The organism is Priestia sp. 179-F W1.4 NHS, assembly GCF_045369295.1.
Taxonomy (GTDB): domain Bacteria; phylum Bacillota; class Bacilli; order Bacillales; family Bacillaceae_H; genus Priestia; species Priestia zanthoxyli.
Genome location: NZ_JBIQFF010000004.1, coordinates 274,145 through 295,236 on the forward strand (window position 1 = coordinate 274,145; position 21,092 = coordinate 295,236).

Annotated in this window: 22 protein-coding genes; 14 read left to right on the forward strand and 8 right to left on the reverse strand. The window is 38.3% G+C overall.

The window, feature by feature from the left end; translation table 11 throughout:
- Positions 1–12: 12 nt before the first annotated feature.
- Together ACH0CI_RS19905 and ACH0CI_RS19910 are read right to left on the reverse strand one after the other, a co-directional pair.
- Entirely contained in the window at positions 13–450 is a 438-nt protein-coding gene (locus ACH0CI_RS19905; RefSeq protein ID WP_013085370.1) for a MarR family winged helix-turn-helix transcriptional regulator, read from the reverse strand.
- Between the two features lie 392 nt (positions 451–842).
- The gene (locus ACH0CI_RS19910) at positions 843–1,469 is read right to left on the reverse strand and encodes an undecaprenyl-diphosphatase (RefSeq protein WP_406902128.1); all 627 of its coding nucleotides are present in this window, start codon (positions 1,467–1,469) and stop codon (positions 843–845) included.
- A 153-nt stretch (positions 1,470–1,622) separates the two neighbouring features.
- Between ACH0CI_RS19910 and ACH0CI_RS19915 the strand changes: the two genes are divergently transcribed.
- The 3 genes from ACH0CI_RS19915 to ACH0CI_RS19925 all read left to right on the forward strand — a co-directional run bounded on the left by ACH0CI_RS19915 (position 1,623) and on the right by ACH0CI_RS19925 (position 4,976).
- Positions 1,623–2,759: an MGDG synthase family glycosyltransferase gene (locus ACH0CI_RS19915; RefSeq protein WP_406902129.1), complete on the forward strand. Its 1,137-nt coding sequence runs from the start codon at positions 1,623–1,625 to the stop codon at positions 2,757–2,759.
- Positions 2,760–2,917: 158 nt separating this feature from the next.
- A complete protein-coding gene (locus tag ACH0CI_RS19920; protein ID WP_098621236.1) occupies positions 2,918–3,643 on the forward strand; it encodes a response regulator transcription factor in 726 nt (241 codons plus the stop codon).
- The gene (locus tag ACH0CI_RS19925; RefSeq protein WP_406902130.1) at positions 3,621–4,976 is read left to right on the forward strand and encodes a sensor histidine kinase; all 1,356 of its coding nucleotides are present in this window, start codon (positions 3,621–3,623) and stop codon (positions 4,974–4,976) included. The genes ACH0CI_RS19920 and ACH0CI_RS19925 overlap by 23 nt, the downstream gene beginning before the upstream one ends.
- Before the next feature lie 33 nt (positions 4,977–5,009).
- On the opposite strand, the gene ACH0CI_RS19930 is transcribed toward ACH0CI_RS19925, so the two are convergent.
- Entirely contained in the window at positions 5,010–5,723 is a 714-nt protein-coding gene (locus ACH0CI_RS19930; RefSeq protein WP_406902131.1) for an FTR1 family iron permease, read from the reverse strand.
- Between the two features lie 216 nt (positions 5,724–5,939).
- Here ACH0CI_RS19930 and ACH0CI_RS19935 point away from each other — a divergent pair, with 216 nt between their 5' ends.
- The 3 genes from ACH0CI_RS19935 to ACH0CI_RS19945 all read left to right on the forward strand — a co-directional run bounded on the left by ACH0CI_RS19935 (position 5,940) and on the right by ACH0CI_RS19945 (position 8,185).
- Positions 5,940–6,566: an FMN-dependent NADH-azoreductase gene (locus tag ACH0CI_RS19935; RefSeq protein WP_406902132.1), complete on the forward strand. Its 627-nt coding sequence runs from the start codon at positions 5,940–5,942 to the stop codon at positions 6,564–6,566.
- 157 nt (positions 6,567–6,723) lie between these two features.
- Positions 6,724–7,617, forward strand: coding sequence for a LysR family transcriptional regulator (locus tag ACH0CI_RS19940; protein ID WP_335707521.1), 894 nt, complete (start codon positions 6,724–6,726; stop codon positions 7,615–7,617).
- A gap of 136 nt (positions 7,618–7,753) precedes the next feature.
- Positions 7,754–8,185, forward strand: coding sequence for a carboxymuconolactone decarboxylase family protein (locus ACH0CI_RS19945; RefSeq protein ID WP_406902133.1), 432 nt, complete (start codon positions 7,754–7,756; stop codon positions 8,183–8,185).
- Positions 8,186–8,222: 37 nt separating this feature from the next.
- Here ACH0CI_RS19945 and ACH0CI_RS19950 read toward each other — a convergent pair whose 3' ends face one another.
- Positions 8,223–9,425: an MFS transporter gene (locus tag ACH0CI_RS19950; RefSeq protein ID WP_406902134.1), complete on the reverse strand. Its 1,203-nt coding sequence runs from the start codon at positions 9,423–9,425 to the stop codon at positions 8,223–8,225.
- Between the two features lie 129 nt (positions 9,426–9,554).
- Positions 9,555–10,349, reverse strand: coding sequence for an SDR family oxidoreductase (locus tag ACH0CI_RS19955; RefSeq protein WP_406902135.1), 795 nt, complete (start codon positions 10,347–10,349; stop codon positions 9,555–9,557).
- A gap of 170 nt (positions 10,350–10,519) precedes the next feature.
- Here ACH0CI_RS19955 and ACH0CI_RS19960 point away from each other — a divergent pair, with 170 nt between their 5' ends.
- On the forward strand, positions 10,520–11,104 hold the full coding sequence (locus ACH0CI_RS19960) for a DUF502 domain-containing protein (RefSeq protein ID WP_028412076.1): 585 nt from the start codon (positions 10,520–10,522) through the stop codon (positions 11,102–11,104).
- A gap of 21 nt (positions 11,105–11,125) precedes the next feature.
- On the opposite strand, the gene ACH0CI_RS19965 is transcribed toward ACH0CI_RS19960, so the two are convergent.
- Positions 11,126–11,998, reverse strand: coding sequence for a TetR/AcrR family transcriptional regulator (locus tag ACH0CI_RS19965; protein WP_028412077.1), 873 nt, complete (start codon positions 11,996–11,998; stop codon positions 11,126–11,128).
- Positions 11,999–12,266: 268 nt separating this feature from the next.
- On the opposite strand from ACH0CI_RS19965, the gene ACH0CI_RS19970 reads away from it, so the two are divergent.
- Positions 12,267–15,377, forward strand: coding sequence for an efflux RND transporter permease subunit (locus tag ACH0CI_RS19970; protein ID WP_406902136.1), 3,111 nt, complete (start codon positions 12,267–12,269; stop codon positions 15,375–15,377).
- A gap of 36 nt (positions 15,378–15,413) precedes the next feature.
- Positions 15,414–15,551, forward strand: a complete 138-nt coding sequence (locus ACH0CI_RS19975; RefSeq protein ID WP_014457868.1) for a hypothetical protein — start codon at positions 15,414–15,416, stop codon at positions 15,549–15,551.
- Positions 15,552–15,583: 32 nt separating this feature from the next.
- Here the strand turns inward: ACH0CI_RS19975 and ACH0CI_RS19980 are convergent, their stop codons facing one another.
- Both ACH0CI_RS19980 and ACH0CI_RS19985 read right to left on the reverse strand, forming a co-directional pair.
- Entirely contained in the window at positions 15,584–15,757 is a 174-nt protein-coding gene (locus ACH0CI_RS19980; RefSeq protein ID WP_013085357.1) for a YozQ family protein, read from the reverse strand.
- A gap of 109 nt (positions 15,758–15,866) precedes the next feature.
- On the reverse strand, positions 15,867–16,856 hold the full coding sequence (locus ACH0CI_RS19985) for an ABC transporter substrate-binding protein (protein ID WP_406902137.1): 990 nt from the start codon (positions 16,854–16,856) through the stop codon (positions 15,867–15,869).
- 179 nt (positions 16,857–17,035) lie between these two features.
- On the opposite strand from ACH0CI_RS19985, the gene ACH0CI_RS19990 reads away from it, so the two are divergent.
- The 5 genes from ACH0CI_RS19990 to ACH0CI_RS20010 are packed head-to-tail and all read left to right on the forward strand — an operon-like array spanning position 17,036 to position 20,950.
- Positions 17,036–18,040 carry a FecCD family ABC transporter permease gene (locus tag ACH0CI_RS19990; RefSeq protein ID WP_028412080.1) on the forward strand — a complete coding sequence of 335 codons (1,005 nt, stop codon included), beginning with the start codon at positions 17,036–17,038 and terminating at the stop codon, positions 18,038–18,040.
- Complete coding sequence (locus ACH0CI_RS19995; RefSeq protein WP_335707514.1) at positions 18,037–19,086, forward strand: FecCD family ABC transporter permease; 1,050 nt, start codon at positions 18,037–18,039, stop codon at positions 19,084–19,086. The genes ACH0CI_RS19990 and ACH0CI_RS19995 overlap by 4 nt, the downstream gene beginning before the upstream one ends.
- Positions 19,087–19,112: 26 nt before the next feature.
- Positions 19,113–19,940 carry an ABC transporter ATP-binding protein gene (locus tag ACH0CI_RS20000; RefSeq protein ID WP_013059664.1) on the forward strand — a complete coding sequence of 276 codons (828 nt, stop codon included), beginning with the start codon at positions 19,113–19,115 and terminating at the stop codon, positions 19,938–19,940.
- A complete protein-coding gene (locus ACH0CI_RS20005; protein WP_034264219.1) occupies positions 19,930–20,700 on the forward strand; it encodes an IucA/IucC family C-terminal-domain containing protein in 771 nt (256 codons plus the stop codon). The genes ACH0CI_RS20000 and ACH0CI_RS20005 overlap by 11 nt, the downstream gene beginning before the upstream one ends.
- Positions 20,693–20,950, forward strand: coding sequence for a YusU family protein (locus ACH0CI_RS20010; RefSeq protein WP_335707513.1), 258 nt, complete (start codon positions 20,693–20,695; stop codon positions 20,948–20,950). The genes ACH0CI_RS20005 and ACH0CI_RS20010 overlap by 8 nt, the downstream gene beginning before the upstream one ends.
- Positions 20,951–21,092 lie beyond the last annotated feature (142 nt).

The following is a 21,092-nucleotide window of genomic DNA, read 5'->3' on the forward strand; positions in this document are numbered from 1 at the left end:
ATGTTAAAAATGTTATGACCGTTCAATGGCCGAAATGTTTACTTTTAAACGCTCAAGCATTTTGGAAAGCAGCAGCTGTTCTTCTTCGCTGAAATCTTTAAATGCTTCATCAATAAAGCGAGCTTTTTCGTTTCGAAATGCACCGATTTTTTCATGTCCGCTTTTCGTAAGCTTTACAAATGTTACGCGGTTGTCATCAGGATTTTTACGGCGTGATACAACATCTCTTTCTTCTAGCTGCTTTAAATGCCTTGTAATTGCAGCATTATCAATGTTTACTTGCTGTTGAAGCGCCTTTTGACTCATTTCACCTGTTTCATAAAGCTGATGTAAAATATCAAGACGTGATTGGCTAACACCGGTACAATGCTCAAACTTTTGATTAATTTGTTTATTAACTTCTTGCAGAGCATACAGAACATTTGCTTTTTCAGAACATGAATGTGACAAGAAAGTCGCTCCCTTTTTTCTATGATATTTATTGATGGATTAATATTTGATACATCAATGTTTGATACATCAACTAATATAAAATAAATAAAAGTGAAAGTCAAGAAAGTGAACAATCTTTTTTTTTATAAATAATAAAAAGAGATTGAGATATAACGAAATCAATGCAATCTAAAGACGAACAAATCGGATAAATGAGCTCGTATGGACCGCTTGTGACACGGTAGTTGATTTCCGTGCAAGACTTCGCTTTGTCCTCCAATCAGCTGTCAGAAGGAACGAAACAGATAAAATCTACGTTCATCGTAACCCAAAAAAACGAACCACTGATCAAACGGTTTGATTAGTGGTTCGTTTTTCACTTCAACTATACTATTTTTGTCTCAGCGTCTTTAAGCTGAATGATTTTTTTTACTAATTTGTTCATGCGTGTAAGGAGACAGAAACGGAATACGCTTGATAATCACATCGTGAATCCAGAATAATCGCTGGATAAGAGGAGCTGTTTTATCTGAAAGATAGATAACAAAGCAGCTGATAGCTCCCGCAATTACCATGCCTCCAAGTACATCTGCTGGATAGTGGACACCTACGTAAATGCGTGAAAGGCCCGAGATGGCAGCCCATATAAAAATGACGCTTCTCCATTTGTTTTTTCGTAACCACATGATCCAAGCAGCAGAAAAGACTAAAATCGAATGATCACTGACAAAAGATGAATTAGCCGGGTGCGGAATCAGCTTATCAACATGATGAGTCACAAACGGACGCGGGTGGTAATACACCAGGTGAATGACTTCATTGATACAAAGAGAAAGGACAATTGTAAACAACATGTATAAAGCCGTATAACGGTGATAAATTGTTCTTTCTGTTTTTCCGCTAAACCAAAGCAAAAGCAAACAAGCCATTATAAAATAAGGAACGCTATTCGTAATGATAACCATGACAGAATCCATTGCGCTGGATTTACCAGCAAACGAGTTAATCCATTGAAATACTTCGTAATTGAGGTTCATTTGTTTTCTCCTTATGCAGTACTTTTCACTCTTAGTTTAGATTGACACTCTAAAAAAACGATGAATTTCACATTAAAAATCAATTAAAATCCGAAATTCAAGGGCATTTAATGATATAAAAAGGAGAGGAAGAAACTGCTTTTAGAATAGGAGATGAAACAGTTGAAAAAGGTTTTATTTTTACCTCTTCTAAAAATGCCTTCTGGCCATCATCAAGTGGCAGAGGCGTTAATGGATATATTGGAAAGAAGAACAACAAATATTTGTTATAAAAAAATAGATTTATTAAGTTATACAAACGAACTATTAGAAAAAGTGGTTACAGGCACATATTTGAAATGGATTCGTTATGCTCCAGAAACATACAATATGGCATACAAACATCTCTTTTATGAACCGCCTGTTCATTCATTCAAATGGTATCATCACGTATTCGCAAAAAAAATGGAGCACTTAGTTAAAGAAGAAAATCCGGATTTAATTATATGCACACATGGATTTCCTTCTTATTTGCTCAGCCTATTAAAAGCAAAAGGCAAGTGCAATGTTCCTATTATAAATGTCTACACGGATTTCTTTATTAATAATTTATGGGGAAAAGAAGAGATTGACTTTCACTTTCTTCCTAGTGAAGAAGTAAAAAGAGGGCTTCGTGCTCAAAGTGAAATTCCACTTCAAAATATGATGGTCACAGGGATACCGGTACATGAAGAAATAACAAAAACAAGAACTGTTAAGCATCCTGGTAACCGAAATATTTTAATTGCCGGAGGCAGCAGCGGTCTAGGCAATATTATGGATTTTTACAATGATTTAAAAGACGCGCGCCATTTTCATTACTTTGTCTTATGCGGCAAAAATCAAAAGTTATATGAAGAAATCAAAGGGTGGGAACTACAACACGTTACACCAATTCCGTACATTTCATCACGCACAGAAATGAATGAACTGTATGAGCGAGTGGATGCTATTGTAACAAAACCAGGTGGTATCACGGTCAGTGAAGCTCTTCGCAAAAATTTACCGATTTTTGTTCATTCTGCTTTACCGGGTCAAGAAGAGGTGAATTTACGCTATTTAACAGAGAAAAACTTAGTTCAAGAACTAAAGGCGGATCAATCGTTAGAAAGTCAGCTGCAGGCAGTGCTGCAGGATGCTGATAAAATGAGCACATTGTATAACGCGATTGCTGCTTACCATAAAGAAATCGAAGCACAAACGCCTGAAGAACTTTTAGCAGTAGTCAATTGGATTCTAGGTGAAAAGCAAACGATTGGTCTTCATGCGTAAAACATTCATGTTTACAAACAATAAGGATAAGCTAAAGAACAAGTATGTTGAAAAAGTAGGGTTTAGATAAAAAAACAAACATCTTTTGAAAAAGGTGTTGTTTTTTTATCTAAAGAAGCTATTCTTTCACTTAAGACACGTGGTGAGAGGTGCATAATATGAAAGAGAAAATTTTAATTGTGGAAGATGAAGCGCAAATTGCGAAAGTGCTAAAGATTGAATTGGAATTTGAAGATTATGAAGTAGATGTTGAGTACGACGGGAAAGCGGGTTTAGAGACGGCAATATCTTCTCAATATGACCTCATTTTGCTCGACGTGATGCTTCCAAGTCTGAGTGGTATTGAGGTGTTAAGAAGACTTCGGAAAGCGGAAGTGTTTACGCCAGTTATTTTATTAACTGCCCGAAATACGACGTTAGATAAGGTAATGGGGTTAGACCAAGGGGCTAATGATTATGTTACAAAACCGTTTGAAATTGAAGAGCTGCTAGCACGAGTTCGCTCTTGTATTCGCTATCGTTCGCTCGTAGAAGCATCAGGAACGAAAGAAGCTGAAGCAGAGCTCTTAACGATCAGTGATTTGACCATTAATCTTGAAACAAGGGAAGTCCTAAGAAACAATGAATCCATTACGTTGACACCGAAAGAGTATGATTTAGTCGTGTATTTGCTTACGAATAAAAATAAAATTGTCACGAGAGAAGGGATTCTCACAAACGTTTGGGGCTATGAATATGAAGGAGAAACAAACGTAATTGATGTGTATATTCGCCACTTAAGAAAAAAAGTAGATGAAGGTTTTTCTACTTCTCTCATTCATACGGTGCGGGGCGTAGGATATATGATGAAAGAGGAGAAGCATGAAGATCACGACGAAGATTAATTTGCTGACAACAGCATGGCTAGTGGTTATTTTATTAATCATGAACATCGTTGTTTTTTTCTCCTTTACTAAATCTACGGTGAATATGGAACAGGACATTTTATTCGAAAAAGCACGCGAGATTATTCAAAAAGGTCAGCAAGATCATTCCGTGGAGCTTTCGCCAGAGTTACTAAAATTTTATTTGACCAACCATTCATTTATCCGAACAGTCTCAGAAAATTCTACGGTCATTAATCAAGTATCAAATGATCCTCATCTGGTGAAAATTAAGCCCGAGTTTTCAAAGAAAAAAAAGGTGAAGCTTCGCAAAATCAGAGAAAAGCAAGTATTGGTTATTCGCATGCCTGTCAAAGTCAATAATCAAGTCGTTGAAACGCTTGAGATTGGCGAGCTCTTGACTGGTTTTGAAACCCGCAAAGATATTTTGCTATCAATTTTGATTTTTTGTTCGCTTGTGTCCATTTTACTGTCGCTTTTAGGAGGAAGATGGTTATCACGTGTCATTATGCATCCTATTAAAAATATGGTCACAACGATGAAAGAGATTGAAGAGAGCGGTGTTCCTAAAAAAGTTCTCATTCAAACGGAAACGAGAGATGAACTGCAGGGTATGACCGTTACGTTTAATCATATGATTGACCGCTTGCGAGAAAATATTGAAAAGCAAAATCAATTTGTTTCCGATGCTTCTCACGAATTAAAAACCCCTCTAACCGTTATTCGCAGTTATTCTAATTTATTAAGAAGAAGAGGGATTAAAAATGAAGAAATTACGCTAGATGCGATTGACACTATCTATGCGGAAGCAACCAAAATGCAAAAAATGATTGAAACGCTGCTTGATCTGGCAAGTGTGGAAAAAGAACAAACGCTTGATATGAAGCAAACAGATCTTGTTCTTATTTTTGAACAAATCGTTAAGCAGCTGCAGCAGGTATACAAAAGAGAATTAGTTCTTCATTATGATCAAACGCCCATTATGATTGAAGTGGATGAACTAAAAATGAAGCAAGTGCTGATTATTTTGCTTGATAATGCAATTAAATACAGTACGGATAAAATTGAAGTGACCGTTGAAAAAAAGCAGGGAGATGTCATTATCAAAGTGAAAGACTATGGAATTGGTATTCCAAAAGAAGATCTTGCACATATTTTTGAACGTTTCTACCGAGTGGATAAAGCTAGAAGCAGAGCTACGGGAGGAACGGGGCTTGGACTATCGATTGCACAAACTATTGTCCGTCAGCATAAAGGCGAGATTTTTATTAAAAGTGAAGAAGAACAAGGGACGGAAGTTGTGATTCATCTTCCCGTTTCATCTACAAATTAAGAAAGCCGCCTTTAACAGGCGGCTTTTGTGTAGTTATGATGCCGATTTTTGGTTTCTTACTCGTAATTTTCTCAAGTCCGCTTGGAAAAACAGATAAAGTGATGCAACTATAAAAATACTAAATCCAATTATTTCAAGGGGTTCTCCACCAGCTTCAAATAGCTTAACCAAACCTTCACCGCATAACTCTCCCCCAATAAAAATAAGGAAAATACCAAGCGCTTTAAAAATAATCCAAAGGTTCAGCTTAATAGCTGTTTTGAACAAAATGTATGTAATAACGACGGCCAGCAAAATGCCACTTATACTGCCGAATACAATAGAAGAGGCGTGATGATTCACTTGTGTTAGATTAAAAATGATTAGTTCTGTTCCTTCACGAAAGACAGATAAAAAGGCTAAAACGATTAATCCCCACTTGGAAGAGCTTTTGGGAATTTTTGATGTAACTGAAGATGTCACTTCTTTGCTTCGGTGCAACCACAGAATAAAATAAGCAATAAGGCCTGCAGCTAAAAGCATCATGACTCCTTCAAAAATTTCTTCTGACTCTTCTTCTAACTCTTTCGCCTCATTAAAACCAATAAAGCCAAATACTAAGCTGAAAATAAGGCCAGCAACAGCGCCAATAAAGACGGAATATTTTAAGTCTTTTCGGCCGATTTTTGTAACATGAGCTAAAATAATTCCAATGATAAGGGATGCTTCTAAACCTTCACGAAGCGACAAAGCCAAACTTGACCACATAAAAAGCTCCCCTTATGTTAAATGATAAATAATAATTTCTCTCTAATTTTAATGATAATGATTATCGTTTTCGATGTGATTTTTGGCTCTTTAAAAATTCTTACTTATATAAGATTTCTCCGACTAAAGTATGAAAGTATTTCATTATAAAGTCGTTCGAAACGCAAGGACAAAACGAATAAAATAAGAGTATCAACAATCAGTGGAGGTTTTAGTATGAGTCATACTCTTTTTATAAAAGCAAATGACAGATCGGCAAGTGAAGCGGTCAGCGTAAAATTATATGATGCGTTTTTAGAAAGCTATCAACAATCGCACCAAGGTGAAGAAATAATGGAGCTGAATTTGTTCAAAGAAGAACTTCCTTATTTAGGTGCTGACATGATAAACGGTCAGTTTAAATTAGCAAGAGGGCTAGAAGTGACGGCAGCGGAAAACAAAGCAGCAGAAATTGCTAATTGTTACCTAGAACAATTTGTTAAAGCTGATAAAATTGTCATTGCCTTTCCGCTTTGGAATTTTACTGTGCCGGCCGTGCTTCATACGTACTTTGATTATTTAAATCAAGCAGGCAAAACGTTTAATTATACGCCAGAAGGTCCTGTGGGATTACTGGGCGATAAAAAGGTGATGTTATTAAACGCGCGTGGCGGAGTATATTCAGAAGGTCCAGCAGCTGAGGTCGAAATGGCCGTTAAATATGTTAGCAGCGTACTTCAATTCTTTGGAATCACGGACGTGAACTCCGTTATTATTGAAGGACATAATCAGTTTCCGGATCGTGCTCAAGAAATTATTGAAAGTGGCTTAGAACAAGCGGCACAAGCAGCCAAAATATTTTAAATAACCGTAGTAAAAAAGGACAGGACAAAAGTATTTTAGGTAAAGGTATATCCGAACGATAAATCGTTCGGATTTTTTGCTGTATATCTTAAAAGTTAATAGGTAAAATGAATAAATAAGATAAAAGATATTCGCTTTATCTATGGGAGGAGCAGAGATGGATATTCGTCAGCTTAATTATTTTTTAGAAGTCGCTAAATTAAGGAGCTTTACTAAAGCATCTCAAAGTCTTCATATTTCACAGCCGACCTTGAGCAAAATGGTGAAAAACTTAGAAGAAGAATTGGAAGTAGAATTAATTGACCGGTCCGCAAGACAGATTGATTTAACGGATGCCGGGGAAGTTGTGTATGCGCAAGGACAAAAAGTTATGGCATCCATTGATGAGCTATCGACTTATCTATATGATGTGATGAATCTGAAAAAAGGCATGATTAAAATTGGAATTCCTCCATTGATTGGAGTCCTGTTCTTTCCAAAGATTATTAAAGGGTTTCAGCAGCTCTATCCAGATATCACAATTAAACTTATTGAATACGGAGCCAATCGTGTTCAAAAAGCAGTAGAAAAAGGAGAGTTAGACTTAGGTGTAGCGGTGCTTCCAGTAAATGAACATCTTTTTGATATTAATCCTTTTATCTCTGAAAAAATGCTTTTATATGTTCACCGTTCTCATCCTTTGGCCTCTAAAACTCATGTGGAAATTAATGAACTAGCCCAAGAGAAATTTATTTTATTTAATGAAGATTTTACGCTTCACGACCGGCTTATTCAGGCGTGTCAACAAGCAGGATTTGAACCTAACGTAGCTTACGAGAGCTCTCAATGGGATTTTATTGGTGAAATGATTGCGGAAAACTTAGGTGTATCTATCTTTCCACAGTCCATTGCAGCAAAAGTGGATTCTGCTGTTGTAAAAGCAATTCCTATTACCAATCCTTCAATTTCATGGGATTTAGGATTGATTTTAAAAAAAGATAAATATATTTCATATGCCTCTAAACAATTCCTTCACTATATGAATGAACAGCATTCTGTTTTATATAGATAAAATGCATATGTTGTATTGAATATATGTATTTTACGAAAGAAAGAATGTGCGTTAAAGTAGATAGTGTAGAAAACATACACGAAAACAAACATTGATTCCGCGCGGTGTCAGTAAAAAATACGGAGGCTGATTTTACATGGCACAAAATAGCTATCAAAAAGGTTTAGATAAATTAATGGAATATACGTTAACGAGTAACAATGATATTTCGACTCATTTAAAAATTACGGAAGACTTAAAAGACCTAGCTCCTGACGTTGGGAAATATATTATTGAATTTGCCTATGGAGACATTTATTCACGACCAGGTTTAACGAATAAGCAGCGAGCTTTAGTTACCATTTCGTCATTAGTTACTCAGGGTACAGAGCCTCAGCTTGAGCTGCATTTAAACACAGGTTTAACGGCTGGACTAGAGCCGAATGAAATTGTGGAGAGCATCATTCAATTAATTCCATATACGGGTTTCCCTCGCGTGTTAAATGCTTTGAGCGTAGCCAAGAAAGTATTCGCTCAGCGTGACGTGGAAGTAGAGACAGGCGAAAAAGAGCTAGTAGAAAATAAATAATAAGCACAAAAAAGACGCTCTAAAAGAGCGTCTTTTTTTATGCGAGCTGCTTTTGTTTGGTTTCTTTTCCTAGAAAAACAACCGAACCAACACCGATTAAAATAGCTGCACAAAAGATGGAGAACGTAATCGTTAAAGACGCACCTTGGGTTGACATATACCCAACTAACAGCGGTCCTAAAATTCCTCCAATTCGTCCAAAAGAAGCTGCCATTCCAGCCCCTGTGCCTCGAATAGATGTCGGATATTGCTCAGGTGTATACGCGTATAAGGCTCCCCAAGCGCCTAAGTTGAAGAAAGACAACAGCATACCTGCTGTTAGCAGCAGCCAAAGTGACTCTGCATTTCCGAAGATATATGCGCTGGCAGCCGTACCTAACAGATATGTGACCAATACGAATTTTCGGCCCATGCGTTCAATAAACCAAGCAGCCGTATAATAGCCAGGCAGTTGAGCTAATGTCATAATCAATACATATTCAAAGCTTTTGATTAAGCTAAATCCTTTAATGACCATGACGCTAGGTAGCCATAAAAACATGCCGTAATATGAAAATACAACGCAAAACCACAGAACCCACAGCATAACGGTAGATTGACGATAAGGCTTAGACCACACGCTTCTTACATTGTCCGTAATAGACGGTTTCTTTTCCTTTGTCGCCTCTAAAAATTGAGGAGAATCTGGCAGTTTGATGCGCAAATAAATGGCGTACAATGCTGGTATAGCCGTTAGAATAAGAGCTAGCTGCCACCCGTAAGCTGGGATTACAAAGTAAGAAATAAGTGCTGCCAGTAGCCAGCCGAACGCCCAAAAACTTTCTAACAAGACGACCACTTTACCGCGTTTTTCCGGCGCCACGGTCTCAGACACAAGGGTAGAAGCAACAGGCAGCTCTCCTCCTAAACCCATTCCAATTAAAAATCGAAATACTAAAAAAGCAGCAAGGGTAGTAGTAAGAGCCGAAAGTCCGCTTGCCACTGAAAAAAGAACAAGAGTCACAATAAAAACGGTTTTTCGCCCAATTCGATCAGCCAGCAGCCCGAACATGAGAGCTCCAACGGCCATCCCGATCGAGTTAACGCTGCCTATCCAACTCATTTCAGTAGGGGAAAGTCCCCATTCAGCGTGAAGAGCTGCAATGATAAAAGACAAAATGCCAACATCCATGGCATCGAATAGCCATCCTAGCCCTGCGATGCCAAGAAGCTGACGTTCTGATAATTGTTTTGTTTTCATGTCTTCCTCCTAGAAGCAAAGAATTTTGCTTTAAGTTTACACCTGTCTTGACATAATGTCACGTCTATTTTAAAGAAAAAATGCAAACGGAAAAGCTCTATACCTTAAGGTATAGAGCTAATTGTATTCTCACATTTTATCGTAAAGCATTTTTCCAGGCCATGTATACGCCATATGACCGCCATCTACCGTAATGCAGTCACCCGTTACATATGAGCTGTCATCGGATGCTAAAAATAATACGGCACCGGCTACTTCTTCTGGTTTGCCTAAACGGCCCATGGGATCGACCCATTCATATGCTTTTCTGAATTTTTTTCCTTCTTCAGCGCCTGATAAATCATCAAGAAGAGGCGTTTCAATTGTTCCAGGAGCAATTGAGTTAACGCGAATACCTTCACGAGCGTAGTCAATTGCCATGGTTCTTGTTAAGTTGGTAATAGCACCTTTCGCCGCGTTATAGCCAGAACGGTCTAAGTCTGCTGCCAGTCCGGATACGGATGAATTATTAATAATCGACCCGCCATTTTCTAACATCAGCGGAATAACATATTTGCTTACAAGAAATGTTCCGCGTAAATCTACCGACATTAAGCGATCCCAAAGTTCTACAGGATATTCGTGAAGCTTACCGCCTTCTGTGTCTGTCCCCGCATTATTAAAAAGAATATCCACTTTTCCAAATTTATTTTCAATTTCCGCTGTGAACTCTTTTACTTTTTCTTCTTCAGCTACATCGATATAGTAGGCGTATGCTTCACCGCCAGCGTCTTTAATTTCTTTTGCTACTTTTTTTACCCCGTCCAAATTAATATCGGCACAAATAACAACCGCTCCTTCTTTCGCAAAGCGCTCAGCAGTTGCTTTTCCTATACCAGAGCTTGACCCTGTAATAACAGCAATTTTTGATTCTAAACGTCCCAATTGTATCCCTCCGAAAAAATAAATATATAAGTATGTATGTTCATGTACCCATCTATTATTTTGATAAAACGTCGCTAGTTTATACGTATGTGAATAGAAATAAAAAGACGCAGCAAAACAAATCCATTGTATAATGAACAGCAGTATGTCAGGAAAAATGAGGTGTTTGCATGAAAGCAATCATAAAAAGTTTTATCAATGGACTCTTAACGATTGTCCCTATTATCCTTGTTATTTATATTTTGGTAAGAGTATTTAATTTTTTAGACAGCATTTTAGGGAACGTATTGAAGCCCTATATGAAGCAGGATTATATACCTGGTATTGGAATCTTAGCAACGCTTGTCTTAATTACGTTCTTAGGGTGGTTATCTACCCGTTTTTTCGCTGGGAAAATTATTAACTTAATTGATCGATTGTTAGAAAAAATACCGCTTGTTAAAACGCTATATAGTGTCATTAAAGATACATTTCAATCTTTTCTTGGAGAGAAAAAGTCTTTTTCAAAAGTAGCTTTAGTGCCAATGCCCGGCACGTCAATGAAAGTCATAGGGTTTGTGACCTCTGAAGAAGTAGAAGAGGTTATTCACTCGTTAAAAGACCATGTCGCTGTCTATGTTCCACAAACTTTTCAAGTAGCCGGTTTTACTTTTTTGATTCCAAAAGAAGAAATTGAATGGTTAGATATTAAGCCGGAAGAAGCAATGAAGTTCGTGTTATCTGGGGGAGTATCTAGTTCAAAAGCAGAAAAATAACAGAAGGCTTGAAGCCTTCTGTTATTTTTGTTGGAGTAAAGCTGTTAAAAGATTAAGCGGTTCTTCCAACGGTTTAAGTTCCGTTAAATTTCCAACCATGCCTTTTACAATAGCAGCGGTAGGCTTATCTTTTTTTAGCTCCGTTTGTAAAATGTGAAAGCTGTCTGCGTGTTCATCAGAAATATGATCGCTGGTGTCTAGCAGATGTTTAATTTCCTCAAGAGCTTGTTTTACCTGCTCATTTTTACTTAGAAAAGTCGTTCGTTCCTTTCCATATATATCTTCACCAAAAGAAGCGGGAATAAGGGGACGAGGTTTTCTAGCTAATAAATCTTCTACTAATACATCAACTCGTTCCATTATGTACTGCGCGACTTCTTTAAAGGTAAGCTCGTATTGATTGAAGATAATAATTTCTAAAAAGGAATGATGAATACCTTCAATCATTTTCGTTAAATCGGAGATATAAGGAGTTACGTCTTCTCCGTATACGCTAACGAGGCTTTTGCGATGAAAGTAAAACGTTTCTCGCTGCATTTTATGAACAAAGGTCTCCACTTCTTTGTTAAATGGAATCGATTTTTCACGGATTTGCATGATAATAAAATCTCTGTGCTCTGTAATAAATTCATAGAAATAGATGAGCTGATTCATATAGCGGCTGCGGGCATCGTTTACTTCCTCGTCGAGAGCATAAACAGAGCTAAAGAGCTTTTCATAGTAAAAGTTTAGAATTGATAATAAAAGTGCATCCTTAGATTTGAAGTGCAGGTAAAATGCACCTTTTGAAATGTTGCATTCATCTACAATTTCTTGCACAGAGGTAGCATTAAATCCTTTTTTTGCAAAAAGCTTAATCGAAGCTTCAATTATTCTTTTTTCTTTTTCTTTCAAGTATTCTACCTCCTTTATTGAACAATTTGACCATTCATTTCGTTAGATAATAGTATCATACACTAAAAAAGATAAAGGTATATATCAAAGTTAAGAACGGGAGTCAGTTCCTCTAAAAAAGATTTATCGTAAATATGTCTTTATTATGAACATATTAGGAGAGAGACTGCTTAGGGTTGACACTGACCAGTTAGTCATTTATATTTTAAGTTGTTGTGACCAATCAGTCAATTTTATTAGTATACATATATTTGAAGGAGGATATGCATTGGGGAAGTTTATTAAATTTTCATTGAAAAATAAATTTGCAGTATGGCTGTTAACACTCTTTGTCATTATTGCAGGGCTGTATTCAGGATTTAATATGAAGCTAGAGACTATTCCTGATATATCAACGCCTGTTGTAACAGTCAGTGCAACTTATCCGGGCGCCACTCCGGAACAAGTGGCAGACAAGGTGAGTAAGCCAATTGAACAAAAGCTTCAGGGACTGAGCGGCGTTGACACAGTTAGCTCGTCTTCTTATGAAAATATGGCTACCATTCAAGTTGAATATGGCTTTAGTAAAAATATGGAGAAGGCAGAAGACGAAGTCAGACGAGCTCTTTCAAACGTGGATCTGCCAGATGATGTAGAGGAACCAAATGTTTCAAGACAAAGCATCAGTGATTTTCCGATTATTTCATTAAGTGTTTCAGATGATAAAAAATCATTAGAAGACTTAACGAAGTATGTAAAAAATACCGTTGTTCCACAAGTTGAAAAAGTGCAAGGCATTTCTTCGGTCAGCGTGTCAGGAGAACAAGTTGAAGAAGCAGAACTTGTATTCAAACAAGACAAGCTCAAGCAGCTGGGACTCGATGAAGATACGGTGAAAAAGCTGATCCAAGCATCCGATGCAAAAGTGCCGGCTGGTACGTATACGATGGATGGATCTCAAAAATCTGTTGTGGTAGACGGAAAGATGACAACGGAAAAAGATTTGGAAAACTTAGAAATTCCAGCTGTGCCTAGTCAAGGAGCTGCTCAAGGTCAGCAACAAGGAATGAGCCAGCAGCAAACACAAGGAGCCGTGCAGCAGGCGCCATCCGCAGCTTCGATTCCAACTGTGAAATTAAAAGAAATTGCGGATGTTAAAGTGACGGGGAAAGCAGAATCCATTTCTCGCACGAACGGAAAACCTTCAATTGCTGTACAAGTTGTCAAAGCGAAGGATGCGAACACAGTAAATGTTGTAAATGATATTAAAGAAAAAATGAATAGCCTAGAAAAGAAAAATAAAGACCTTCACGTTGACAATATTTTTGATCAAGGTAAACCAATTGAAGATTCTGTTCATACGATGCTAAATAAAGCTATTATCGGTGCGGTCTTTGCGGTTATTATTATTCTTTTATTTTTACGTGATATTCGTTCAACGATTATTGCCGTTATTTCAATTCCGCTTTCGCTATTAATCGCCATTTTGGCGCTCAAATCAATGGATATCTCTTTAAATATTATGACGCTTGGAGCGATGACTGTAGCCATCGGAAGGGTTGTAGATGATTCCATTGTCGTTATTGAAAATATTTACCGCCGCATGGCTTATCAGGAAGAAAAGCTTACAGGAAAAGATTTAATTGTCGCGGCGACGAAAGAAATGTTTGTTCCAATTTTCTCTTCTACAGTCGTAACCGTGGCCGTATTCTTACCGTTAGGTCTCGTAGAAGGACCGGTAGGAGAGCTATTCTTACCGTTTGCGTTAACGGTTGTTTTTGCACTGTTAGCATCACTGCTAGTAGCGGTAACACTCGTGCCAATGCTTGCTCATTCGTTATTTAAAACAAATGTAAAAGTCAAAGAAGAAAAGCCAAGCAAACTAGCGCACGGATATAAGCGAATTTTGAACTGGACGCTAAACCATAAGCTTATTTCCTTTGCGTTAGCCGTACTACTGTTAGTAGGAAGTTTATTTTTAGTTCCTTCTATTGGGGTTAGCTTTTTATCATCCGATCAAGAAAAAACGCTGACGCTTACGTATACACCGAAAGCCGGACAGTCTCAAAGCGACGTAGAAAAAGCAGCTAATCGCGCAGAAGCGTACTTGATGAAGCGAGATGGTGTCAAAACGGTTCAGTATTCGTTCGGTGAAGGTAACTCTTTTAATCCGGGAAGCAAAAATAACGTTTTAACATTTGTGCAATATGACGAGGATACACAAAACTTTGATAAAGAGCAGGACAAAGTATTAAAAGCTCTTAATAAACAAGCGAATCAAGGTGAATGGGGCTCCATGAATACGGCGTCTAGCGGCAGCAATAATTCATTAAACGTCCTTATTTACGGAGATAGCTTAGACGAAATCAAACCTTATGCTGACAAAGTTCAGCGCGTTTTAGAAAAGCATAAAGAACTGAAAAATGTCGATTCTACGCTTTCAGATACGTTTGATGAATATACGCTAGTACCGAACCAAAAGAAAGCCGCTGAACTCGGCTTGTCTGCTAGTCAAATCGGAATGCAAATTTCCAACCTTGGACAGCGTGAAGTGTTAACAACTATCCAAAAAGACGGAAACGAAATTAACGTATACCTTCCAAAAGAAAAAGAGGATTTCTCTACTTTTGCCGAACTTTCAAGCACAAAAGTGACCTCTCAAACTGGACAGGAAGTTACATTAAATGAAGTTGTCGATATTAAAAAAGGTAAAACGTCGAATACGGTAACGCGCCGTGATAATAAAATTTATGCAGAGGTAAGTGCCGATATTAAGAGTGACGATGTAGGCGGTGTTTCTTCTAACGTCCAAAAAGAAGTGAAGAAAATTGATTTGCCAAGTGATATGGACATTAACTTTGGCGGAGCATCAGAGCAAATTAATGACTCATTTAGTCAATTAGGAATTGCCATGCTCGCAGCCATTGGTATCGTGTACTTCGTACTTGTACTGACATTTGGTGGAGGTTTAGCGCCATTTGCTATCTTATTCTCACTTCCATTTACACTCATTGGTGCGCTAGTGGCGCTTTTAATCTCTGGGGAAACGATTAGTATTTCTTCGATGATTGGAGCTCTTATGTTGATTGGAATTGTGGTAACCAATGCGATTGTTCTGATTGACCGCGTGATTCATAAAGAGCAAGAGGGTCTTTCAACGCGTGAAGCTTTACTAGAAGCTGGAATGACACGTCTTCGCCCGATCTTAATGACAGCTATTGCAACGATTGGTGCACTGCTTCCATTAGCTTTTGGATTTGAAGGTGGAGGCCTTATTTCAAAAGGGCTAGGGGTTACCGTGATTGGAGGACTAACAAGTTCTACGCTGCTTACGCTCATTATCGTTCCAATCGTCTATGAGTTTTTTATGAAGTTTAAGCGCAAAAAAGTAAAAGAGTAGAAGCAAGACAAATTTCCGCTTTTGAGGTGAATAGCGATGAAGTCAATTGATAAACTAATGAAACAGCTGATTCAACAAGGAATTAAAGCAAAGAAAGTGACGATTGATAAATCAAAGCGCCAGCAGTGGATGTCCATGTCATTGCCTAAAACGGCATGGCAGCATTCAAAATAAAAAAGAGCTGACTTAGAGTCAGCTCTTTTTTATTAACGATCTGTATCTTCAAATGATCCTTCTTGATAGGCGTCGCTTACTTGCTCATGTGTTTCTGCTAGACCTTGTGAGAGTGCATCTTGTCGGTTATAATCTTCTGTTTCGAACTGGCGGTCAGCCATTTCATTTGTATCTGGCTGCTTTTTAGGCTGTTTTTTTGAATTCATTTTCACCACTCCTATTTAATAAAGTGAGACCACGGTTAGTGTGCGATGAAAGGAAATACATTATACATGAAAGAAAGAGCTTCGACTCGTCGAAGCTCTTTCTTTCATATTATTGTTGTTTTTTATCTAAGAAGATTTTTTCAATATCATCAAGTACGATATTAGCTGCTAACACACCGCCTGCGGTATTCCAAGTAGCATCATCTACTTTATGAACATGATTTTCTTGAGCCACTTTTAGCTTTTTAAAGAGAGGATCGTTTATCCATTCTTTTTCAAGCTTTGTTGCTTCACCGTCTCCCGTTTCATAAGAGAAGTAAAATAGCTGATCGCCGTCCATTGCCGGAATGCGTTCTTTTGTTGCATTCATTTCAGCAAAATCATCCTTGTCTTGAGACTCAGGGCGAGCAAATCCAAGCTGATCTAAAATAACACCTGAGAATGAATCTTTATGATAGATACGAACGTCTCCAGCTGTAAAGCGTACAACTGAGATTTTTTGTTTTAACTGATCTCCAAGGCGTTTCTTTAAATCTGCTACGCGATTGTCATAGTCAGCTAATACTTCTTTACCTTTTTCTTCTTTGTTTACAGCTTTTGCATATAGCTTAAAGTTTGATTTCCAGTCTCCGCGCAGCTCCTCAGAGAATACAGTCGGAGCAATTTGACTAAGCTGATTGTATACTTTTTCTTGTCGCATTTTATTTCCGATAATCAAGTCAGGCTTTAAAGCAGCGATTGCTTCTAAGCTTGGCTCGCTTTCTGTACCCACACTTTTAACGCCTTTCATCTGACCTTTAATATGGTCATACCACGGATTTCCTAACCATGATTGAACAGCGCCCACAGGCTTTACACCCATTGCAAGAAGAGCTTCAGTACCTTCGTTTGTTAAAACGACCACTCGTTTAGGCGTTCCTTTAATCTCTGTTTTATCCATTGCGTGTTTTACTGTATAAGTTTCGCCAGAACCCTCAGTTTTTTCTTTTTTATTATCGTCAGCGCTGTTTGAATTACCGCAGGCTGCCAGCACAAGCAGTGTCATAATGGTAAGAATAGATAACAAATATGACAACTTGCCTTTAGAATATGTATTCACATCTCTTCCTCCTCTTAAGTGATAATGATTTTCATTAACAATTAAGATAATATTCTAACTTTTAAGCGGTGTCAATTAAAAATTGAAAATGATTCTCAAAATCATTGACACTTTTTTCAATGTTTCCTAAACTAAAGGTTAGATATATATAGGAATCATCTTAGAGGAGAGCAATGAAAATGATGCTACGCAGTGTTCAAATGAAAGTAATGGGGCTCATCATTGGAATCATGCTGCTTTTAATCTGTATTGGATTAAGTATCGTACTCGGATACACAGATACAAGTATCAAAACAGCATTTGAAGCTTTTCAAGCGTTTAACGGTTCGAATGAGCACATAGTTATTCAAAATATTCGATTGCCGCGCGCTATAATTGGTGCTGTGGTAGGTATTTGTTTAGGAATTGCAGGAGCAATGATGCAGGCGTTAACGAAAAACCCACTTGCTTCACCGGATATTATCGGTGTGAACGCTGGGGCCAGCTTTTTTATTGTTGTTGCAGTGATGATTTTTTCGGTCAATTCACTTCAAGCTTTTACATGGATTGCATTTGTAGGAGCGGCACTAACCGTAGTGGTTGTCTATTTTCTTGGGTCCATTGGAAAAGAAGGGCTAACGCCTATCAAACTGACGCTCGCAGGAGCGGCTATTGCAGCCTTTTTCTCTTCTTTAACACAAGGACTGCTAGCTGTGGATGAATCTTCGCTTGATCAAGTCCTCTTTTGGCTGGCAGGGTCTGTGCAAGGACGCAAGGTTGAAATGTTGTATGGCATACTGCCTTATGTAGTGCCAGCAATTATTGTTACTTTTTTTATCGCTTCAAAAATTAATATTTTAACGATTGGTGAAGATGTAGCCAAAGGATTAGGTCAAAGAACAGCTCTTGTCAAAATTATAAGCGGCATCATTATTGCGATTTTAGCGGGGGGAGCCGTTGCAGTAGCCGGTCCCATTAGCTTTGTAGGAATCATTGTTCCTCACGTTGTAAGAGCAATCGTAGGACAAGATTATCGCTGGGTATTTCCTTATAGTGCGGTTGTCGGCGGGATTTTAATTTTATTAGCTGATGTTGGCGCAAGGTACGTCATTATGCCTCAAGAAATCCCTGTTGGAGTCATGACTGCTGTTATTGGCACACCTTTCTTTATCTATATGGCAAGGAAAGGGGCGAAGACGTCATGAAAACATACTTATCTCTTCGCTTAAAGAGAATTTCATTTTTAGTTAATATAAAAGCTGCTCTAATCATTACCGGATTTTCAGCTGTCCTTGTTGCACTCTTTTTGTTAAGTGCAGGTACGGGTGACTTATTTATTAATCCATTTCGTGTAATTAAAATTTTAGCGGGTCATGGGTTGGAGTTTGAACAATTAGTTGTTACATCTTTTAGACTGCCGCGTATTATTGTTGCCATTTGTGCTGGTATTTGTCTAGCTATTGCGGGCGCTATCTTGCAGGGGCTTGTGAGAAATCCGCTTGCTTCCCCAGACTTAATTGGATTAACAGGAGGAGCGTCAGTTGGTGTAGTGTTATTTTTGACACTATTTAGTGATAAAAGCAACTCGTTAACCGTAAGTATTAATTGGATGCCTGTTAGCGCATTTTTAGGTGCCGTGGCAGTGGCGCTTTTACTTTATGTGTTTGCCTGGAAAAATGGTGTCTCTCCTATTACACTAGTATTAATAGGAATTGGATTAACAGCGTTAACGAAAGCTATGACCACGCTGTTTATGATTATGGGTCCTATCTACCGCGCTAGCCAGGCAAATATTTGGATTACCGGAACGGTTTATGGTTCAAATTGGGCCAGTGTTTCCGTACTAGTTCCAGTTACTGCAGGGCTGGTTATAATTACGATTTTAATGATTCGAAATTTAAATGTTCAAGAATTAGGTGAAGAAATTGCGACTAACGTTGGAAGTCGCGTTCAAAAAAATCGATTGGCACTATTGCTGATGAGCACAGCTTTAACCGGGAGCGCCGTTGCATTTGCCGGTGGAATTAGCTTTGTAGGGTTACTTGCTCCACATATTGCCCGAAAGCTTGTAGGTTCGTCATTCGGCGCTTTAATACCGCTATCGGCACTAATCGGAGCGATTTTAATCACAGCAGCAGATTTAATTGGCCGAACATTCTTCTTGCCAATCGAAGTGCCAGCAGGTGTATTTACAGCTGCAATTGGCGCACCATACTTCATTTATTTACTATACAAACAAAGAAACGTATAGCATTCTTTGTAGAAGGAGCGATTCGCATGCATTCGTTAGAAACAAAGTCGCTAACATTATCATATGGAGAAGCGATGATTATAGATGAGCTTGACGTTACCATCCCAAAGGGTGAGATTACGGTTTTTATCGGCAGTAATGGATGCGGAAAATCTACGCTGCTGCGTTCACTGGCAAGGTTATTGAAGCCACATGCAGGCTCTATTTTACTAGAAGGTTCTAAAATTTCTTCTCTTCCTACCAAGGAAATTGCAAAGCAGCTAGCAATCCTTCCTCAAGGTCCTGTTGCACCTGAAGGTCTGACTGTGCTGCAGCTTGTTAAACAAGGGCGCTATCCGTATCAAAATTGGTTCCGCCAGTGGTCTCAAGAGGATGAAGAAAAAGTGCAAAATGCACTGGAAGCAACAGGCTTAGCAGACTTGGCAGATCGTCAAGTTGATTCGCTTTCTGGTGGACAGCGTCAGCGCGCATGGATTGCCATGACCCTAGCGCAAGATACAGATATTATTTTACTTGATGAACCGACAACATATTTAGATATGACGCATCAAATTGAGATCTTGGACTTGTTGTTTGAACTGAATGAAAAAGAAAATCGTACCATCGTAATGGTGCTGCATGATTTAAACTTAGCTTGCCGCTATGCTCATCATATTGTGGCGCTTCAAGATAAAAAAATCTATGCACAGGGAAGACCAGAAGAAGTCATTAACTGCGATTTAGTACAGCGAGTCTTTAATATGAACTGTGAAGTGACGGTTGATCCGTTATTTGGAACGCCTCTTTGTATTCCTCATGGGCGCGGACGATGTATTGTGAATAAGCTGCGAGTTGAAACGCAGCATGCTCAGTAGGAATGAGCAAAGCGAGTTAGCAGAAAAATTCCGCTGTACGTTTAAAGATAACTCGCTGTACAGGTTTTCTCCTGCCAGCTGCATGGATGAAAGTAAGGTGAAGGTGCAGCTATTATGGATTCAAGAGACGATGGAGGCCGCTAGTTTGAGAGCAGCTGCTTCAATGTTAGCAAAGCGGTATAGTTTTGTTGTGGTTGCGGCTTTGTATTCATTTATTGTGTTTCAAAAAAAGATAAATGCATCGACTAAAAATGTATCTTTGCATACCGAACAAGTTGAAACGATGTGGCTTCCAAAAGTGTTTATCTCAGAAATTGAGACGACAGAAGTAACAGAGGATAATCGCGAAATTCTTCTTGATGAACTTCTTGATGAATTGTTTGCTCATCAAATTGAGCCGATGTGGTCAGTACTGCGTAAAGTGACAAAAATCTCAAAGCTGACGCTGTGGGAAAACGTAGCTGTTTATATTCACTGGCTTTATGATTTGCTTTTAGCAAACGAAGAAATAGACAATGTGAAAGTGCAAAAGAATTTACGATACGTGTTAGAAGAAGCTGAAGGACGTCACTTTGGTTCATATCATAACAATCCGCTTGCTCGGTACAGTTCACCTCCTCAATATATAGAGAAACAAAAGCAGGAGATAAGAGTACGAAAAACGTGCTGTTTGTCCTACCAAACAGGAGCCAAAGAGACTTATTGTCGAACGTGTCCGGTTATTTGTAAACCAAAGAAGGGAGTGACTGCGCATGAGTAAAACCTTTCAAGAGCAATTCGACGGTTTGATTGAAAAGTATACGGAACTAATGGTTGGAGAAACTGATGAACAGCTGCAGGAAAAAGTGAAAATGTGGGCACTTTACAACCATATCTCAAAATCTATGCCGCCTTTAACAAAGCATTGGAATCAATTATATCCAGACGCAAAAGCGGAAATGATTGAAATTGTGAAGGAAATAAAAGAGCTGAATGAGGCGCATCGAGCGTCACAGCGAAAACCAGAATAAAAACATTCATCACGAAGCTGATGAATGTTTTTTTATCAAAAAAGCTCCAGGTAGCTTTTTGATCTAGTGTGCATATGTTAATGAAGGGTGCCTATCTATCTGGTTGATAAAATGGTAAAATTAATGATAATTAGATAAAATT

Bases quoted from the DNA above. Each gene is read 5' to 3' on its own strand.
- ACH0CI_RS19910 (WP_406902128.1), bottom strand. From the start codon at position 1,469: ATGAACCTCAATTACGAAGTATTTCAATGGATTAACTCGTTTGCTGGT.
- ACH0CI_RS19915 (WP_406902129.1), top strand. From the start codon at position 1,623: ATGAAACAGTTGAAAAAGGTTTTATTTTTACCTCTTCTAAAAATGCCT.
- ACH0CI_RS19920 (WP_098621236.1), top strand. From the start codon at position 2,918: ATGAAAGAGAAAATTTTAATTGTGGAAGATGAAGCGCAAATTGCGAAA.
- ACH0CI_RS19925 (WP_406902130.1), top strand. From the start codon at position 3,621: ATGAAGATCACGACGAAGATTAATTTGCTGACAACAGCATGGCTAGTG.
- ACH0CI_RS19930 (WP_406902131.1), bottom strand. From the start codon at position 5,723: ATGTGGTCAAGTTTGGCTTTGTCGCTTCGTGAAGGTTTAGAAGCATCC.
- ACH0CI_RS19935 (WP_406902132.1), top strand. From the start codon at position 5,940: ATGAGTCATACTCTTTTTATAAAAGCAAATGACAGATCGGCAAGTGAA.
- ACH0CI_RS19940 (WP_335707521.1), top strand. From the start codon at position 6,724: ATGGATATTCGTCAGCTTAATTATTTTTTAGAAGTCGCTAAATTAAGG.
- ACH0CI_RS19945 (WP_406902133.1), top strand. From the start codon at position 7,754: ATGGCACAAAATAGCTATCAAAAAGGTTTAGATAAATTAATGGAATAT.
- ACH0CI_RS19950 (WP_406902134.1), bottom strand. From the start codon at position 9,425: ATGAAAACAAAACAATTATCAGAACGTCAGCTTCTTGGCATCGCAGGG.
- ACH0CI_RS19960 (WP_028412076.1), top strand. From the start codon at position 10,520: ATGAAAGCAATCATAAAAAGTTTTATCAATGGACTCTTAACGATTGTC.
- ACH0CI_RS19975 (WP_014457868.1), top strand. From the start codon at position 15,414: ATGAAGTCAATTGATAAACTAATGAAACAGCTGATTCAACAAGGAATT.
- ACH0CI_RS19980 (WP_013085357.1), bottom strand. From the start codon at position 15,757: ATGAATTCAAAAAAACAGCCTAAAAAGCAGCCAGATACAAATGAAATG.
- ACH0CI_RS19990 (WP_028412080.1), top strand. From the start codon at position 17,036: ATGATGCTACGCAGTGTTCAAATGAAAGTAATGGGGCTCATCATTGGA.
- ACH0CI_RS19995 (WP_335707514.1), top strand. From the start codon at position 18,037: ATGAAAACATACTTATCTCTTCGCTTAAAGAGAATTTCATTTTTAGTT.
- ACH0CI_RS20000 (WP_013059664.1), top strand. From the start codon at position 19,113: ATGCATTCGTTAGAAACAAAGTCGCTAACATTATCATATGGAGAAGCG.
- ACH0CI_RS20005 (WP_034264219.1), top strand. From the start codon at position 19,930: ATGCTCAGTAGGAATGAGCAAAGCGAGTTAGCAGAAAAATTCCGCTGT.
- ACH0CI_RS20010 (WP_335707513.1), top strand. From the start codon at position 20,693: ATGAGTAAAACCTTTCAAGAGCAATTCGACGGTTTGATTGAAAAGTAT.